Origin of the sequence: Pseudomonas sp. ArH3a (assembly GCF_022648765.1) — a bacterium.
Taxonomy (GTDB): Bacteria; Pseudomonadota; Gammaproteobacteria; order Pseudomonadales; family Pseudomonadaceae; genus Aquipseudomonas.
Window position 1 is genome coordinate 4253498 of the sequence record NZ_CP080330.1, and the last position, 16796, is coordinate 4270293.

Here is a 16796-nt window from a genome sequence, read left to right on the forward strand (position 1 = left end):
TGGTCGGCGTTAACCGTCCTTCTCGATTTCACAGAGTAGCGGATGCTGGCTTTCCCTGGCGTACTGGTTGACCTGCATTGCCTTTGTCTCGGCGATGTCACGGGTAAACACTCCACATACTGCCCGTCCTTCTGTGTGAACGGCCAGCATTACCTTGGTCGCCAACTCGCGGTTCAGGTTAAAAAACACCTCGAGCACTTCGACCACGAAATCCATCGGTGTGTAGTCATCATTGAACAAAACCACCTTGTACATCGGCGGCGCCTGTAGAGCGGGCTTCGCCTCCTGAACAGCAATGCCTGCAGAGCCGTCCTCGTCATGTTCCTGATCCGGGCGATCCTGATTGAATGTTAGTCGAATCTGGCTGTTTGCATGCATGGAAAGAAAGGTTCGTCAGTGGTTCAAATACAGTGGTGGGGGCGACCTGCCGGAATTTCAACTCTGACTATACGGTCGCCTTGACTATCGGCAAATCGGTGTTACAACCAATAGAGCCCACAGTGGGTAAAAAAGGTCCGCGCAGTCAACCTTATTTATTCGGGTTAGGACGGATAAACTGGATGATACTCCAGTGATGGAGTCTGGTGCAGAGGGATATGGTTATGTCTGGCGTCAAGATCAACGGCAAGGTCAAGTGGTTCAACAATGCTAAGGGGTATGGATTCATTAATGCCGAAGGAAATCCCGATGAGGATCTTTTTGCGCATTACTCAGCGATTACCATGGAGGGATACAAGACGCTGAAGGCGGGTCAAAAGGTGGAGTTTGACATCATTCAGGGCCCCAAAGGCCTGCACGCTGTCGAAATCTGCGCAGCATGCGCGGCCGAACCTGGAAAGGCCCACGACGAAACCCAAGAAAAGGAACTAAAGGCTACCCCTTCAAAACAGAAACAAACGGCCTGATCAGCGCTTGAGCAACTCAAAAAAAACCGGCTGTCCTGATTCTTCAGGATCGCCGGTTTTTTTATAGCCTTAGACTCACATATGCGAAATCAACGCATCGCCAAAGCCAGACGACGACACCAACTTGGCACCCTCCATCAAGCGCTCAAAGTCGTAGGTCACGGTCTTGGCCGAAATGGCGCCATTCGTGCCTTTAATGATCAAGTCTGCCGCTTCAGTCCAGCCCATATGACGCAGCATCATTTCTGCCGACAGAATCAATGAACCCGGGTTTACCTGGTCCTTGCCTGCGTATTTGGGCGCCGTGCCATGGGTGGCCTCGAACATGGCCACGGTATCCGACAGGTTGGCACCCGGCGCAATACCGATACCGCCCACTTCCGCCGCCAGGGCATCGGAGAGGTAGTCACCATTCAAGTTAAGGGTGGCGATCACGTCATATTCGGCCGGACGCAGCAGAATCTGCTGGAGCATGGCATCAGCAATAGCGTCCTTTACCACCACATTCTTGCCGGTCTTCGGGTTCTTGAACTGCATCCAAGGGCCACCATCGAGCAAGGTCGCACCAAATTCTTTCTCGGCGATACCGTAGGCCCACTCTTTGAAGGCACCTTCGGTGAACTTCATAATGTTGCCTTTGTGCACGATGGTCAGCGAATCACGGTCGTTATCCACTACATATTGCAGGGCTTTACGCACCAGGCGCTCGGTGCCTTCTTTGGAGACCGGCTTGATGCCAATCCCGCAATCCTGGTCGAAACGGATCTTGGTGACGCCCATTTCCTCCTTGAGGAATTTGATCACCTTGATCGCTTCCGGCGAGCCGGCCTTCCATTCGATACCGGCGTAAATATCCTCGGAGTTCTCACGGAAGATAGTCATATCGACGTCGCCAGGTTTCTTGACCGGGCTGGGCACGCCTTCAAACCAACGCACCGGGCGCAGGCAAACATACAGGTCGAGTTGTTGGCGCAGGGCCACGTTCAGCGAACGAATGCCACCACCGACCGGTGTGGTCAGCGGCCCCTTGATGGAAACCACGTAATCTTTGACCGCATCCAGGGTTTCCTGGGGCAGCCAGGTATCCTGATCGTAGACTTGAGTCGCTTTCTCGCCGGCGTAAACCTCCATCCAGGAGATTTTTCGCTTGCCGCCGTAGGCCTTTTCAACAGCTGCGTCGACCACCTTGATCATCACCGGGCTGATGTCGACGCCAATACCGTCGCCTTCTATATAAGGGATGATCGGTTGGTCAGGAACATTGAGAGAATGGTCTGCATTGACGGTGATTTTGTCGCCGACTGCCGGAACCTGAATCTTCTTGTATCCCATGCTGAACTCCATCTATGGATTGAACATCTGGCTGCGTTCGAGCCTACTCCAGATAAATGGCGACTGAAACCTCGCGCCATGCTCATTTGCATCGAAAACAGCATATTTAGTCGCCTACAAGCCTGAAAGCAAAGGCAAAATCGCCAATCTTGAGCACATCGTGCGACTTTGGTCGCACTTGGGCCCCTGCGACCTTTAGACCAATGGACGACACACCTTTTGTATGAAGGCTCGGCGTAAGCATAGCGACCTATGTATAATGCCGCCGCTGACCCAAGAGTCACGACCGCTGACCGCTCTAGACAGTAGCCTTCAGCCAGAAAGCAGGGCTATTACAATAGCCCACCCGCTTGACGCTCGACTGATGCAACCCAACATCACCGCGAAGAAACCTCGACATTTCGCTCATGGATGACTTTGAACGAACGCGCTCCACCCGGCGCATCTCGAGTTTCTGCGCACGCTTTCAGCAAAGAAGAGAGTTAATCCGAATATGCCCACCCGCTCGAAGATCATCTACACCTTCACCGACGAAGCCCCAGCCCTCGCCACCTATTCACTGCTGCCTATCGTAGAGGCCTTCACCGCTTCCGCTGATATTGCTGTGGAAACCCGCGACATCTCCCTCGCCGCGCGCATCCTCGCAAGCTTCCCCGAGCAACTGGGTACCCAGGCTATCCCGGACCACCTCGCCGAACTGGGCGACCTGGCCGTTACGCCTGAAGCCAACATCATCAAGCTGCCTAACATCAGCGCCTCGACCCCGCAGCTGCAAGCCGCGATCAAGGAACTGCAGGCCCAGGGCTACGCCCTGCCGGACTACCCGGAAACCGTAACCACCGACGCGGAAAAAGAAACCCGCGCACGTTACGACAAGGTCAAGGGCAGCGCCGTGAACCCGGTACTGCGCGAAGGCAACTCCGACCGCCGCGCACCGCTGTCGGTCAAGAACTATGCGCGCAAGCACCCGCACAAAATGGGCGCCTGGGCTGCCGACTCCAAGTCGCACGTCGCGCACATGAACAACGGCGACTTCTACGGCAGCGAAAAAGCCGTACAGATCGAAGCCGCTGACGCCGTGAAGATCGAGCTGATCGCCAAAGACGGCACTGCGACCGTCTTGAAAGAAAAGACCTCGGTAAAGGCCGGCGAGATTATCGACACCGCCGTGCTGAGCAAAAAAGCCCTGCGCAGCTTCATCGCCGCTGAAATCGAAGACGCCAAGAAACAAGGCGTGCTGCTGTCGGTTCACCTGAAAGCCACCATGATGAAGGTCTCCGACCCGATCATGTTCGGCCAGATCGTTGCCGAGTTCTACAAAGACGCCCTGGCCAAGCACGCCCCGTTGCTTGCACAGATCGGCTTCAACCTGAACAACGGCATCGGCGACCTGTACGCTCGCATCAAGGCTTTGCCTAGCGATCAACAAGCGCAGATCGAAGCTGACATTCAAGCGGTCTACGCCGCTCGCCCATCGCTGGCGATGGTCAACTCCGACAAAGGCATCACCAACCTGCACGTGCCGAGCGACGTCATCGTCGACGCCTCGATGCCGGCCATGATCCGTGACTCCGGCAAAATGTGGGGCACCGACGGCCAACTGCACGACACCAAGGCTGTGATCCCGGATCGCTGCTACGCCACCATCTACCAGGCGGTGATCGAAGAGTGCAAAGCCAACGGCGCCTTCGACCCAACCACCATGGGCAGCGTGCCAAACGTTGGCCTGATGGCGAAAAAAGCCGAAGAGTACGGTTCCCACGACAAGACCTTCCAGGTCAAGGCTGACGGCGTTGTCCGCGTCACCGACAGCAAGGGCAACCTGCTGATGGAACAGAAAGTCGAAGCCGGCGATATCTTTCGCATGTGCCAGACCCAGGACGCGCCGATCCAGGACTGGGTCAAGCTGGCCGTCAACCGTGCCCGTGCCAGCAACACCCCGGCCATCTTCTGGCTGGACCCACAGCGCGCGCACGACGGCGTCGTGGTCGAGAAGGTTCAGACCTACCTCAAAGACCACAACACCGACGGCCTGGACATCCGCATCATGTCGCCGGTCGACGCGATGAAGTTCACGCTGGAGCGTACCCGCAAGGGCCTGGACACCATCTCGGTGACCGGTAACGTATTGCGCGACTACCTGACCGACCTGTTCCCGATCATGGAACTGGGCACCAGCGCCAAGATGCTGTCGATCGTGCCGCTGATGAACGGCGGTGGCCTGTTCGAAACCGGCGCCGGCGGTTCGGCACCGAAACACGTGCAGCAACTGGTTGAAGAAAACTTCCTGCGCTGGGATTCCTTGGGCGAGTTCCTGGCCCTGGCAGCTTCCCTTGAGCATTTGGGTGTTACTTACAACAACCCGAAAGCCCTGGTGCTGTCCAAGACCCTGGACCAGGCCACCGGCCAGTTCCTCGACAACAACAAGTCGCCATCGCGCAAAGTCGGCAACATCGACAACCGCGGCAGCCACTTCTACCTGGCGCTGTACTGGGCTCAAGCCCTGGCCGCCCAGACCGAAGACACTGCACTGCAAGCGCAGTTCGGCGAACTGGCCAAAACCCTGAGCGACAACGAGGCGACCATCGTTGCCGAACTGAACGCCGTACAGGGCAAGCCAGTGGATATCGGCGGCTACTACGCGCCGAGCCCAGAGCTGACCAGCAAAGCCATGCGCCCAAGCAACACCCTCAACGCGGCGATTGCCAAGTTGAAGTAAGGTTGTAAGGATGCAAAGAAGCCCCGGCCCCGTGCCGGGGTTTCTGTTTGTGCCCAGCACCGATTTGATTGGGTTTCTCCAGCCACCCCCAACTTGAGGCCGCTTTATGACCTGGCAACCCCACATTACCGTCGCCACCATTGTCGAAGACAACGGCCGCTTCCTGATGGTCGAAGAGCTCAAGGGCGGGCGCGCCGTGCTCAATCAGCCGGCCGGCCACCTGGACCCGCATGAAACCCTGACCGAGGCCGCCGTGCGTGAAACCCTCGAAGAAACCGGTTGGGACGTGGAAGCCACCGGCATCGTCGGGATCTACCTGTACACCGCACCCAGCAATGGCGTGACCTATCAGCGCGTGTGCTTCATCGCCAAGGCCCTGAAACACCACCCGCACTACCAACTCGACGAAGGCATCGTGCGCGCCCGCTGGCTGACCCGTGATGAGCTGATGGCCCTGCGCGACGACTGGCGCAGCGAGCTGATCATCCGCTGCATCGATGATTATCTGGCAGGTGTGCGCCACAGTCTGGAATTGATCCGCCCTTCTCTTTAGCCTTGCGGGCGCGAGCCTGCTAGAATCGCGTCCTTTTTCAAGACACCCGTTGAAACCCTATGCGTGATCCAGCCCCTTCTGACACACAAAAGAAGCGCGTCATCGTCGGTATGTCCGGCGGCGTGGATTCTTCCGTTTCCGCCGTTCTGCTCATGGAGCAGGGTTATGAGGTGGAAGGCCTGTTCATGAAGAACTGGGAAGAAGACGATGGAACGGAATATTGCACCGCCATGGACGACCTGGCCGACGCCCAGGCCGTTTGCGACAAGATTGGCATCAAGCTGCACACCGCCAACTTCGCCGCCGAGTACTGGGACAACGTGTTCGAGCACTTCCTGGCCGAATACAAGGCCGGCCGCACGCCGAACCCGGACATCTTGTGTAACCGCGAAATCAAGTTCAAGGCGTTCCTCGACTACGCCATGATCCTCGGCGCCGACCTGATCGCCACTGGCCACTACGTGCGCCGTCGCGACATCGACGGTCGCACCGAACTGCTCAAGGGCCTGGACCCGAACAAGGACCAGAGCTACTTCCTGCACGCCGTCGGCGGCGAACAGATCGCCAAGACCCTGTTCCCGGTGGGCGAGCTGGAAAAACCCGAAGTGCGCAAGATCGCCGAGAAACACGGCCTGGCCACTGCCAAGAAAAAGGATTCCACCGGGATCTGCTTTATCGGCGAGCGCCGCTTCAGCGACTTCCTCAAGCAGTACCTGCCGGCACAGCCGGGCGAAATCAAGACCACTGAAGGCGACGTCATCGGCCGCCACCATGGCCTGATGTACCACACCATCGGCCAACGCCAGGGCCTGGGCATCGGCGGCTTGAAAGACGCCGGTGAAGAGCCGTGGTACGTGCTGGTTAAGGATCTTGAGAACAACGTGCTGATCGTTGGCCAAGGTAATGAACACCCGCTGCTGTTTTCCGGCGCCCTGCTCGCTTCCGAGATCTATTGGGTCAACCCGATCGACCTGAGCACCCCACGCCGCCTGACCGCCAAAGTGCGTTATCGCCAGAGCGACCAGCCCTGCACCCTGGAAAAAACTGCCAACGGCTATCGCGCCACCTTTGATGACCCGCAACGCGCGGTCACGCCTGGCCAGTCCGTGGTGTTCTACGACGGCGAAATTTGCCTGGGCGGCGGCGTGATTGAATTCGCCGAAGCCTGGAGCAACCCAGCATGAGCCCGACCCAGGAGCAATTAACCGCACTGGGCGGGGTTTTCCTAGCCGCGGTGCTGGTCGACAAGATCGCCAAGACCGGCCAGGTCACCGAGGCGGGCCTGACCTGCATGCTCGGCAGCCTGCTGATCCGCGACCCCAAGGACACCCTGGAAGTCTACGGCGGCGACGATCTGACGCTGCGTGAAGGCTATCGCGCGCTGATTGGCGCGCTGGAGCGCGACCCCAGCACCCTGCAGCGCGAGCCCTTGCGCTACGCCCTGTCGATGCTCGGCCTGGAGCGCCAATTGGCCAAGCGCGAGGACATGCTGGAAACCATCGGCAAACGCCTGCCGCAGATCCAATCCCAAGTGGAACACTTCGGCCCGGCTCACGAAAACGTGATTGCCGCCTGTGGCGCGCTGTACCAGGACACCTTGAGCACCTTGCGCCAACGGATCCAGGTGCACGGCGACATGCGCAACCTGCAGCAACCTAACAACGCCTCGAAAATCCGCGCCCTGCTCCTGGCCGGTATTCGTTCGGCACGGTTGTGGCGGCAGTTGGGCGGTCATCGCTGGCAGCTGGTGATCAGCCGGCGCAAATTGCTTAAAGAGCTTTACCCGTTGATGCGCAACGAATAAGTCGCAGCAACCCGATTTTTATAGCCTCACGCGTAATACGCCGGTCAGTTGGCAACGGACCGGCGGATTTTTTCATGTATGATACGCGCCCCATTTCGTTGCCCGACTGTCCGAGAACACCCCATGCAGCTCTCTTCGCTCACTGCGGTTTCCCCTGTAGACGGCCGCTACGCCGGCAAAACCCAGGCCCTGCGCCCTATTTTCAGCGAATACGGCTTGATCCGTGCTCGTGTTCTGGTTGAAGTGCGCTGGCTCCAGCGCCTGGCCGCTCACCCTGCCATCAGCGAAGTGCCGGCGTTTTCCGCCGAAGCCAACGCTGTGCTGAACACCCTGGCGGAAAACTTCTCCCTGGAGCACGCCGAGCGTGTGAAAGAGATCGAGCGCACCACCAACCACGACGTTAAAGCCATCGAATACCTGCTCAAAGAGCAAGCGGCCAAGCTGCCGGAACTGGCCAAGGTCAGCGAGTTCATCCACTTTGCCTGCACCAGCGAGGACATCAACAACCTGTCCCACGCCCTGATGCTGCGCGAAGGCCGTGATGAGGTGATGCTGCCGCTGATGCGCCAGACCGCCAACGCCATCCGCGAACTGGCGATCCGTTTCGCCGACGTGCCGATGCTGTCACGCACCCACGGTCAGCCGGCCTCGCCGACCACCCTGGGCAAAGAATTGGCCAACGTGGTGTACCGCCTGGAGCGCCAGATCGCTCAAGTGGCCGCTGTACCGCTGCTGGGCAAGATCAACGGCGCCGTGGGCAACTACAACGCCCACATCTCGGCCTACCCGGAAATCGACTGGGAAGAAAATGCCCGCGCCTTCATCGAAGACGAGCTGGGCCTGGGCTTCAACCCGTACACCACGCAGATCGAACCGCACGACTACATCGCCGAGCTGTTCGACGCCATTGCGCGCTTCAACACCATCCTGATCGACTTCGATCGCGATATCTGGGGCTACATCTCCCTGGGCTACTTCAAGCAGCGCACCATTGCCGGTGAAATCGGTTCCTCGACCATGCCGCACAAGGTCAACCCGATCGACTTCGAAAACTCCGAAGGCAACCTCGGCATCGCCAACGCCCTGTTCCAGCACCTGGCCAGCAAGTTGCCGATCTCCCGCTGGCAGCGCGACCTGACCGACTCCACCGTACTGCGCAACCTCGGTGTGGGCTTTGCTCACAGCGTGATCGCGTACGAAGCCAGCCTCAAAGGCATCAGCAAGCTGGAACTCAACGAGCAGAAAATCGCCGCTGACCTGGATGCGTGCTGGGAAGTATTGGCTGAGCCGATCCAGACCGTGATGCGCCGCTACAACATCGAAAACCCCTACGAGAAGCTGAAAGAATTGACGCGCGGCAAGGGCATCAGCCCTGAAGCACTGCAAACTTTCATCGACGGCTTGGATATGCCAGCCGCCGCCAAGGCCGAGCTGAAACTGCTCACCCCGGCCAACTACATCGGCAACGCGGTGGCCCAAGCCAAACGCATCTGATGTAGCGCAAGCCCTCTTGAGACGCCCGGCCGCGCCGGGCGTTTTTATTCCTGTCTTAAAAGTGCTTTCTTTCAATAGGTTACACATGAATCCTGATATTCCTCTTCAACTTCTGGGCGGCATCACGGCACGCGAGTTCCTGCGCGACTATTGGCAGAAAAAACCGCTGCTGATCCGCCAGGCCATCCCTGATTTCGAAAGCCCGATAGACGCCGACGAACTGGCAGGCTTAGCCCTGGAAGAGGAAGTCGAATCGCGCCTGGTGATCGAACACGGCGAGCGCCCATGGGAGCTGCGCCGCGGCCCGTTCGCCGAGGACGCCTTCAGCACCCTGCCGGAGCGTGAGTGGACCCTGCTGGTGCAGGCCGTCGACCAGTTCGTGCCGGAAGTGGCCGAGCTGCTGGAGCACTTCCGCTTCCTGCCAAGCTGGCGCATCGACGATGTGATGATCAGCTTCGCCGCACCCGGCGGCAGCGTTGGCCCGCACTTCGATAACTACGACGTGTTCCTGTTGCAAGCCCAAGGCAAGCGCAACTGGAAGATCGGCCAGATGTGCAACTCCGAAAGCCCGTTGCTGCAACACGCCGACCTGCGCATCCTCGCCGAATTCGAACAAAGTGAAGAATGGGTGCTGGAACCGGGCGACATGCTCTACCTGCCGCCGCGCCTGGCGCACTTCGGCATTGCCGAAGATGACTGCATGACCTACTCGGTCGGCTTTCGCGCGCCGAGCGCCGCTGAAGTGCTGACCCACTTCACCGACTTCCTCAGCCAATACCTGACGGACGAAGAGCGTTACACCGACGCCGACGCCCAGCCGGTCAGCGACCCGCACCAGATCCAGGGCGACGCGCTCGACCGCCTGAAAAGCCTGCTGGCCGAGCACATGAGCGATGAGCGCATGCTGCTGACCTGGTTCGGCCAGTTCATGACCGAGCCGCGCTACCCGGAACTGGTGGCGGGCGAAGAATTGGGCGAAGAAGACTTCCTCAGCAGCCTGGAAGGCGGCGCGATTCTGGTGCGCAACCCAAGCGCGCGCATGGCGTGGTCGGAAGTCGACGACGACGTACTGCTGTTTGCCAGCGGCCAGAGCCGTTACCTGCCAGGCAAGCTGCGCGAGTTGCTGAAGCTGGTGTGCTCGGCGGATGCATTGCACAGCGAAAACCTTGGCGCATGGCTCGCAGACGAAGATGGCCGCGACCTGCTGTGCGAACTGGTCAAGCAAGGAAGCCTGGGATTTGCCGATGAATAAGATTCACGTAAGTGTCGCGGACTGGCAAAAGGATATCGCTGAGATTCGGCGCATTCGTGAAGCGGTATTTATCGCCGAACAATCGGTTCCACCTGAGCTGGAGTGGGATTCGGACGACGCCGACGCGGTGCATTTTCTCGCGTTCGAAGGCGACTTTCCGATTGGCACTGCGCGCCTGCTGCCCAGCGGCGAAATCGGCCGCGTATCGGTACTCAAGGACTGGCGCGGGCTGAAGGTCGGCGACAAGCTGATGGAAGCCGTGATTGGGCTGGCCGAGCAACGCGGCCAGACCAAGCAGTTCCTGAGTGCGCAGGTGTATGCGGCGCCGTTTTATGAGCGGCTAGGCTTCAAGATCGTCAGTGATGAGTTTCTTGAAGTTGGGATTCCGCATGTGGATATGGTGCGCGAGGGCTGATCCGAGACCTGCGATAGCGCCATCAGCAACACCCAAAATGCCCTGCCTGCCAGGGCATTTTGCCGTCTAAGATTCAACTTGCGACCTGCCAGGCCGACAAACTGGCACTATCACGCTAAATGACTCGCAGAGATAACGGACATGTCCCTACGCACCCTGCTCACCGCCCTCCTCCTGACTGCCAGCACCTGGGCAATCGCCGACACCGCAGTCGTCAACCTGAGCAATCGCACCAGCGCCGACCTGCTGCCGGTGGCGCAGAACTTCATCGGCAAGGACGGCAGCGTCAGCGCCTACGGCAACCAGCTGATTGTGAAAGCTGACCCAGACAAGATCGAGGGGTTGCGCGCACTGCTCGCGCAGCTGGACACGCCCGCCAAACGCCTGCTGATCACCGTCGACACCAACGAAAACAATCAGCAGAACAGCGGCGACAGCCAGACCCGCATCATCAGTTACGGCACCGCCAGCCGCGATGGCGGCATCCAGCAGATCCAAGCCAGCGAAGGCGTGCCCGCACTGATCCAGGTGGGCCAGAGCGTACCTCTAACCACGACGCAGCAGGACAGCTATGGCCGCCTGCAAAACCAGACCCAGTATCGCAACGTCACCCAGGGCTTTTACGTGACCGCCAGCGTTACCGGCGAGACCGTACACTTGGCGATCAGCACCAACCGTGACCGTATGAGCCAAGAACGTCCTGATGTAGTGAACGTGCAAAGCACCGACACAACAGTCAGCGGCCGCCTGGGGGAGTGGATCCCGCTGGCCGGCATCAACCGTGAGACCCAAGCCGACAAATCCTCTACAACCCGCAACTACTCTACTCAGGGCCGCGACGACCTGACTTTACGGGTCAAGGTCGACACCCTGAACTGAAGCACCAAAAACTGACTGATGAGTCGTCTTAGACTAAAGATGTAGTGCTTTAAAATAAGCACTACAAAACATTTGACGATCCCAAAAAGCCTGGGCATGATGGCCTCGCTCCCGCTAATCAGGGGCCCTGGCAAGGGCCTTCGGATCGCCGCTCTAAACGTTACCCACCTGAGCCGATTCGTGTCTGTACCGCCCACAAGGTGTGTTTGACGAGGTTGCGACTGGAACGAAGTTGTCCCGAGGGACGGAAGCTAACCAGGTAACCCGGCTACACACTGATGAACCGTACAAAGGCCCACGATGCCCGAAGACCGTTCGCAGTTCGCCCTTACCTGCTCAACTCCTCCTCTCGCAACGCGTTCATCCCGTCGCCTTCCCCGCCAAACCTGACTTGACCGCCTAAGCTTCTGGTCAGCGAGCAGCCATAACCACGCACTGATTACGTGGTAGGCAAACGGAATTTTCAACCTAGTAGATTTTCCATAAAAGACGCGACGAGGTTTTTCCCCATGGCACTGACACGCGAACAGCAAATTGCAGCCCTTGAAAAAGATTGGGCTGAAAACCCACGCTGGAAAGGCGTAACCCGCGCTTATTCCGCTGCTGACGTCGTCCGCCTGCGTGGCTCGGTTCAACCTGAGCACACCTTTGCAAAACTCGGCGCCGAGAAACTGTGGAAGCTGGTCACCCAGGGTGCCAAGCCGTCCTTCCGTCCCGAGAAAGATTTCGTCAACTGCATGGGCGCCCTCACTGGCGGCCAGGCAGTCCAACAGGTGAAAGCCGGTATCCAGGCGATCTACCTGTCCGGCTGGCAAGTGGCAGCGGACAACAACTCCGCTGAATCCATGTACCCCGACCAATCGCTGTACCCGGTGGACTCGGTGCCAACCGTGGTCAAGCGCATCAACAACTCGTTCCGCCGTGCCGACCAGATCCAGTGGAAAGCCGGCAAAGGCCCGGGCGACGAAGGCTACATCGACTACTTCGCACCGATCGTGGCTGATGCCGAAGCCGGTTTCGGCGGCGTACTGAACGCCTACGAACTGATGAAGAGCATGATCGAGGCTGGCGCTGCCGGCGTGCACTTCGAAGACCAACTGGCATCGGTGAAGAAATGCGGCCACATGGGCGGCAAAGTACTGGTACCGACCCAAGAAGCCGTACAGAAGCTGACTGCTGCGCGCCTGGCTGCCGACGTGGCCGGTACGCCGACCATCATCCTGGCCCGTACCGACGCTAACGCGGCTGACTTGCTGACGTCCGATTGCGACCCGTACGACCAGCCATTCGTGACCGGCGAGCGCACCCAGGAAGGCTTCTATAAAGTTCGCGCCGGTCTTGACCAGGCCATCGCTCGCGGCCTGGCCTACGCGCCGTACGCTGACTTGATCTGGTGCGAAACCGCCAAGCCGGACCTGGACGAAGCCCGTCGCTTCGCCGAAGCGATCAAGAAGGAATACCCGGACCAACTGCTGTCCTACAACTGCTCGCCGTCTTTCAACTGGAAGAAGAACCTGGACGACGCAACCATCGCCAAGTTCCAGCGCGAACTGTCGGCCATGGGCTACAAGCACCAGTTCATCACCCTGGCTGGCATTCACAACATGTGGCACAGCATGTTCAACCTGGCGCACGACTACGCCCGCAACGACATGACCGCCTACGTGAAGCTGCAGGAGCAGGAATTTGCCGACGCCTCCAAAGGCTACACCTTTGTGGCGCACCAGCAGGAAGTGGGCACCGGCTACTTCGACGACATGACCACCGTGATCCAGGGCGGCACCTCGTCCGTGACTGCGCTGACCGGTTCGACCGAAGAAGAGCAGTTCCACTAAGCACCGAGTACACGGCCACTGCGGCCGCATGGAAGACCTAACCGCAGTGCCGCACAACAATCACGCCCCGACTGGTTCGGGGCGTTTTTTTTTGCAACAGTTTTATCCAGCACGGTACTACCGGCGTCAAACGGCACTGGATAGTGCAGATGCGCCACTCTGCGCGCTCTGCAACGCTGAGTGGCTACCAACTAAACATGCCCTCTAGCGAAGAAAACGGGCAAAATTACCACCTTATAAAATGGAGTGAAGGTATGAAGTTGCTCAAAGGCGTAATTCTGGGTGCAGTGCTGCTTATCGTCAGCGCTGGCGCACTGGGGCTTTTCTACGTCCTCCCTCAACACGAGGTGGTGCTGATCACCGGAGGCGAGGTCAAGCGGGTCGACCACGATGGCGTGATCAATGCCGAGAACCCGGCTGATGGCCCGACCCGAGACGTTTACTTCATCAACACCGAGCACCCTGACTCTAAAGACGTCATGGTCTACCGCAATGAAGACACCGGCTGGTCGTTCCCCTGGTATTTCAAGTTCGACTCTGCGGACATTCAGGCCAAGGCCCAGGGTTACTCTCGTAACGCTGAACAACTGGCGCTCATTCGGTACTACGGGTGGCGCATCAAAATATTTTCGGTGTTCCCGAACGTCACAGATATCGAAGCCACCAACAGCCGTGAAGAACCCTTCCCGCTGTTCAATACGGTGTTCCTCAGCATCATCGCGCTGGTACTTATTATCGTAGCGGTGTTCATCAAGCGGCGTCTGAAGCGGCGTCATCAGACTGTCGTAAGTTGACCCAAGCCCTGATTGCTTAAAAGGCAGACAAGAAAAAGCCCCGCTCGAAAGACGGGGCTTTTTGTTAACCCGATGGGTTAGCCAATGCTAACGCCATGGGCTTCAGCCAGAGGCTTCAAGCCACCAGCAAAACCCTGACCGATCGCTTTGAACTTGAACTCTTCGCCGCTGCGATAAAGCTCGCCGAAGATCATCGCAGTTTCAGTCGAAGCGTCTTCGCTCAGGTCGAAACGCGCCAGCTCTTTACCGTCAGCCTTGTTCACCACACGAATGAAGCTGTTGGCAACCTGACCGAAGGTCTGTTTGCGGGTTTCGGCGTCGTGAATGGTGACGGCAAATACCAGCTTCTTCACCAGCGGAGCCAGGGAAGTCAGTTTTACTGTCACTTGTTCATCATCGCCCTCGCCAGCACCGGAGCGGTTATCGCCCATGTGCTCGACGGAACCGTCAGCCGACTTCTTGTTGTTGTAGAAAATGAAGCTGTTGTCGTCGAGCACCTTGCCGTTTTCACCCACGATGAAAACCGATGCATCGAGGTCGAACTCGGTGCCGTCCGTGACACGAGGGTCCCAGCCCAGACCTACAACTACTTCGGTCAACCCAGGCGCTTCTTTGGACAACGATACGTTGCCGCCTTTGGAAAGACTTACAGCCATGATTAATTTCCTTGTTCCAGACGTGGGGGTTAGAAGCTCATACCGTACGAGTTGGCCACCGCTTTCAGGCCGCCCGCGAAGCCCGAACCAACGGCGCGGAATTTCCACTCGCCGTTGTTACGATAAAGCTCGGCGAAGATCATCGCGGTTTCGGTAGAAGCGTCTTCAGCGAGGTCATAACGAACAATTTCAGCGCCGCTGATCTCGTTGACTACGCGAATGAACGAGCCACCGACCTGGCCGAAGTTCTGCTTGCGAGCGTCTGCATCGTGAATCGTAACGGTGAACGCGACCTTGTCGATATCCGCAGGAACGCGGCTCAGATCAACTTTCAGCACTTCATCATCGCCATCGCCAGCACCGGTGCGGTTGTCGCCAGTGTGCTCGATGGAACCGTCAGCGCTTTTGAGCTGATTGTAGAAAATAAAGTCGGCATCGCTACGCACTTTACCATTGGCACCCAGCAGGAACGCGCTGGCGTCCAAGTCAAACTCAGTGCCGTCAGTCGCGCGAGGATCCCAACCCAGACCGATCAGGATCTTGGTCAGTGTCGGGTCGGTCTTCGAGAGGGACAGGTTGCCGCCTTTTTGAAGGGTCAGTGCCATGAGTACAACTCCTTGTGGATAATGTGTTTGACGTTAAGGTTTTTCAGCTTCTGTTTCTTCCTTTTGCGGGAAGAGCGCGCTGGCAAAAATACCGATGGCCAGAACTACGACAACGATGATCAAGCTGGTGTTCGGATCAATGGTGTAGCCGTGCTGGAAAATATGGTTCGTTGCGTTCAAGCCAAGTTTTACGGCAATGAAGAACAGCAGTGCGATGACAGCTTTTTCCAGGTGTACCAGATAGCGTTTCAAAGCTTCGAGCACGAAGTACATGGTCCGCAGGCCGAGAATAGCGAAGAGCATTGCCGAGAACACAATCAATGGTTCGCGGCTGACAGCGATGATTGCCGGGACAGAGTCGAACGCAAACAGCACATCGGACACCTCCATCACCACCAGGCACAGAAACAGCGGCGTAGCGAACAAGCCGCCTTTGGCGGCCAGAGACATGCCTGCGTTTTCCGGTTTGGTCAGCTCGGCTTCCAGGGTCTTGCGACGCACGAAGAAGTCATGGCCATGTAGTTTCGGCCATACAGGAAACAGTTTCTTGGCGAAACGGTAAGCCATGTGCGTGGAGTAATCCTCTTCTTCTTCGTCGTCTCCCCCGCTTCTGAGCATCATCACAGCGGTCCAGGCGACAATCAGGGCAAAGACCACCTCGACCCACGGCCCCAGGGCCAAGAGGCCAGTACCAATGGCAACGAAGATCAGGCGGAATACGATCGCGCCGAGAATCCCCCAGTACAGTACGCGGTGACGCAGACCATTCGGCACCTTGAACCAGGCGAAGATCGCCATGAACACGAATAGGTTGTCCACGCTCAGCACTTTTTCAAGGGCATAGCCGGTGATGAACAGCGTAGCGACTTCAGAACCGTGCTCGACGTACAGGAATCCTGCAAAGGCGAACGAGATGAGAATCCAGAATATCGACCAGGCCGAGGCACGAGCCAGGCTGATGGGCTGGTCGCCACGGTGGGTAAACATGTCGAGCACCATCGCCCCAATCGCCAATGCCACAAACACGGCAATGGTCAGCGGGGGGAAACCCAGTTGGCTAACTTCCACAGTCATGTTCCTTTAGAGTTCAAAGTCAGCTGGGGGAAGACCCAGCTCGAGACAAATCAGACGGCAAACGGCTTTTTCTTTGTCATCGAAATCACCGTCCGACGCGCCAATGGCGCAGGCGACACGAACGAGCAAACGTCCAGCTCCCTCCTTGCCTTTAATCTTGCTGATGTTTTTCAGGGCTTCGGCCTGACCGATCTGGAAGTCAAACTCGAACTTGGCACACGCGTCGTTAAAGACCTTGATGACATCGGTCAGGTTGAACACTTTCAGTTCGGGCGAGTTGCTGATGAATCCCGCCATCTTAGTTTTTTCTGCAGAGGTCACTTCACCATCGGCCGCCGCGACCATGGCGCAGCTGTTGGCGACCGCTTCCATGAACTCTCTGTTTTTGAACTTGCTCACCTCAGTGGTCAGCTTCTCGCGGGCAAGCGCCGCGTTCGTTTTCAACCATGACAACATGTCGTTCACCTCAAGGACGAGCC

General features: G+C 58.0%; 17 protein-coding genes. 11 read left to right on the top strand and 6 right to left on the bottom strand.

What is annotated here, in order from left to right; all coding sequences use genetic code 11:
• Nucleotides 1-9: 9 nt before the first annotated feature.
• Complete coding sequence (gene clpS, locus K0P33_RS19345; RefSeq protein WP_060755656.1) at nt 10-378, bottom strand: ATP-dependent Clp protease adapter ClpS; 369 nt, start codon at nt 376-378, stop codon at nt 10-12.
• A 224-nt stretch (nt 379-602) separates the two neighbouring features.
• Between clpS and cspD the strand changes: the two genes are divergently transcribed.
• Nucleotides 603-905: a cold shock domain-containing protein CspD gene (gene cspD / locus K0P33_RS31375; protein ID WP_277933782.1), complete on the top strand. Its 303-nt coding sequence runs from the start codon at nt 603-605 to the stop codon at nt 903-905.
• Between the two features lie 75 nt (nt 906-980).
• Here the strand turns inward: cspD and icd are convergent, their stop codons facing one another.
• A complete protein-coding gene (gene icd, locus K0P33_RS19355; RefSeq protein WP_094950630.1) occupies nt 981-2237 on the bottom strand; it encodes an NADP-dependent isocitrate dehydrogenase in 1257 nt (418 codons plus the stop codon).
• Nucleotides 2238-2730: 493 nt separating this feature from the next.
• On the opposite strand from icd, the gene K0P33_RS19360 reads away from it, so the two are divergent.
• The 10 genes from K0P33_RS19360 (at nt 2731) to K0P33_RS19405 (ending at nt 13982) form a co-directional block, all read left to right on the top strand.
• Nucleotides 2731-4956 carry an NADP-dependent isocitrate dehydrogenase gene (locus tag K0P33_RS19360; protein WP_242150599.1) on the top strand — a complete coding sequence of 742 codons (2226 nt, stop codon included), beginning with the start codon at nt 2731-2733 and terminating at the stop codon, nt 4954-4956.
• Between the two features lie 106 nt (nt 4957-5062).
• A complete protein-coding gene (locus K0P33_RS19365) occupies nt 5063-5509 on the top strand; it encodes an NUDIX hydrolase (RefSeq protein WP_242150602.1) in 447 nt (148 codons plus the stop codon).
• A 59-nt stretch (nt 5510-5568) separates the two neighbouring features.
• Nucleotides 5569-6693 (top strand): tRNA 2-thiouridine(34) synthase MnmA, encoded by a 1125-nt coding sequence (mnmA, locus tag K0P33_RS19370; RefSeq protein WP_242150605.1) that lies wholly within the window; start codon nt 5569-5571, stop codon nt 6691-6693.
• Nucleotides 6690-7313, top strand: a complete 624-nt coding sequence (gene hflD / locus K0P33_RS19375; RefSeq protein WP_094950626.1) for a high frequency lysogenization protein HflD — start codon at nt 6690-6692, stop codon at nt 7311-7313. Before mnmA ends, hflD begins: the two co-directional genes overlap by 4 nt.
• Nucleotides 7314-7436: 123 nt before the next feature.
• Entirely contained in the window at nt 7437-8807 is a 1371-nt protein-coding gene (gene purB / locus K0P33_RS19380; protein ID WP_242150608.1) for an adenylosuccinate lyase, read from the top strand.
• Nucleotides 8808-8892: 85 nt separating this feature from the next.
• The gene (locus tag K0P33_RS19385) at nt 8893-10059 is read left to right on the top strand and encodes a cupin domain-containing protein (protein ID WP_242150611.1); all 1167 of its coding nucleotides are present in this window, start codon (nt 8893-8895) and stop codon (nt 10057-10059) included.
• Nucleotides 10052-10474, top strand: a complete 423-nt coding sequence (locus K0P33_RS19390; protein WP_094950623.1) for a GNAT family N-acetyltransferase — start codon at nt 10052-10054, stop codon at nt 10472-10474. The genes K0P33_RS19385 and K0P33_RS19390 overlap by 8 nt, the downstream gene beginning before the upstream one ends.
• A gap of 141 nt (nt 10475-10615) precedes the next feature.
• Nucleotides 10616-11353 (top strand): secretin N-terminal domain-containing protein, encoded by a 738-nt coding sequence (locus K0P33_RS19395; protein WP_094950622.1) that lies wholly within the window; start codon nt 10616-10618, stop codon nt 11351-11353.
• A 509-nt stretch (nt 11354-11862) separates the two neighbouring features.
• Nucleotides 11863-13188 carry an isocitrate lyase gene (gene aceA, locus K0P33_RS19400; RefSeq protein WP_094950621.1) on the top strand — a complete coding sequence of 442 codons (1326 nt, stop codon included), beginning with the start codon at nt 11863-11865 and terminating at the stop codon, nt 13186-13188.
• Nucleotides 13189-13442: 254 nt separating this feature from the next.
• Entirely contained in the window at nt 13443-13982 is a 540-nt protein-coding gene (locus tag K0P33_RS19405) for a DUF1523 family protein (RefSeq protein ID WP_094950620.1), read from the top strand.
• A gap of 77 nt (nt 13983-14059) precedes the next feature.
• Here K0P33_RS19405 and K0P33_RS19410 read toward each other — a convergent pair whose 3' ends face one another.
• The 4 genes from K0P33_RS19410 to K0P33_RS19425 are packed head-to-tail and all read right to left on the bottom strand — an operon-like array spanning nt 14060 to nt 16773.
• Nucleotides 14060-14638 (bottom strand): TerD family protein, encoded by a 579-nt coding sequence (locus tag K0P33_RS19410; RefSeq protein WP_094950619.1) that lies wholly within the window; start codon nt 14636-14638, stop codon nt 14060-14062.
• A 29-nt stretch (nt 14639-14667) separates the two neighbouring features.
• Nucleotides 14668-15243, bottom strand: coding sequence for a TerD family protein (locus tag K0P33_RS19415; RefSeq protein WP_094950618.1), 576 nt, complete (start codon nt 15241-15243; stop codon nt 14668-14670).
• Nucleotides 15244-15276: 33 nt separating this feature from the next.
• Nucleotides 15277-16311 carry a TerC/Alx family metal homeostasis membrane protein gene (locus K0P33_RS19420; protein WP_094950646.1) on the bottom strand — a complete coding sequence of 345 codons (1035 nt, stop codon included), beginning with the start codon at nt 16309-16311 and terminating at the stop codon, nt 15277-15279.
• A gap of 12 nt (nt 16312-16323) precedes the next feature.
• Nucleotides 16324-16773, bottom strand: a complete 450-nt coding sequence (locus K0P33_RS19425) for a tellurite resistance TerB family protein (protein WP_094950617.1) — start codon at nt 16771-16773, stop codon at nt 16324-16326.
• Between the last annotated feature and the right edge of the window lie 23 nt (nt 16774-16796).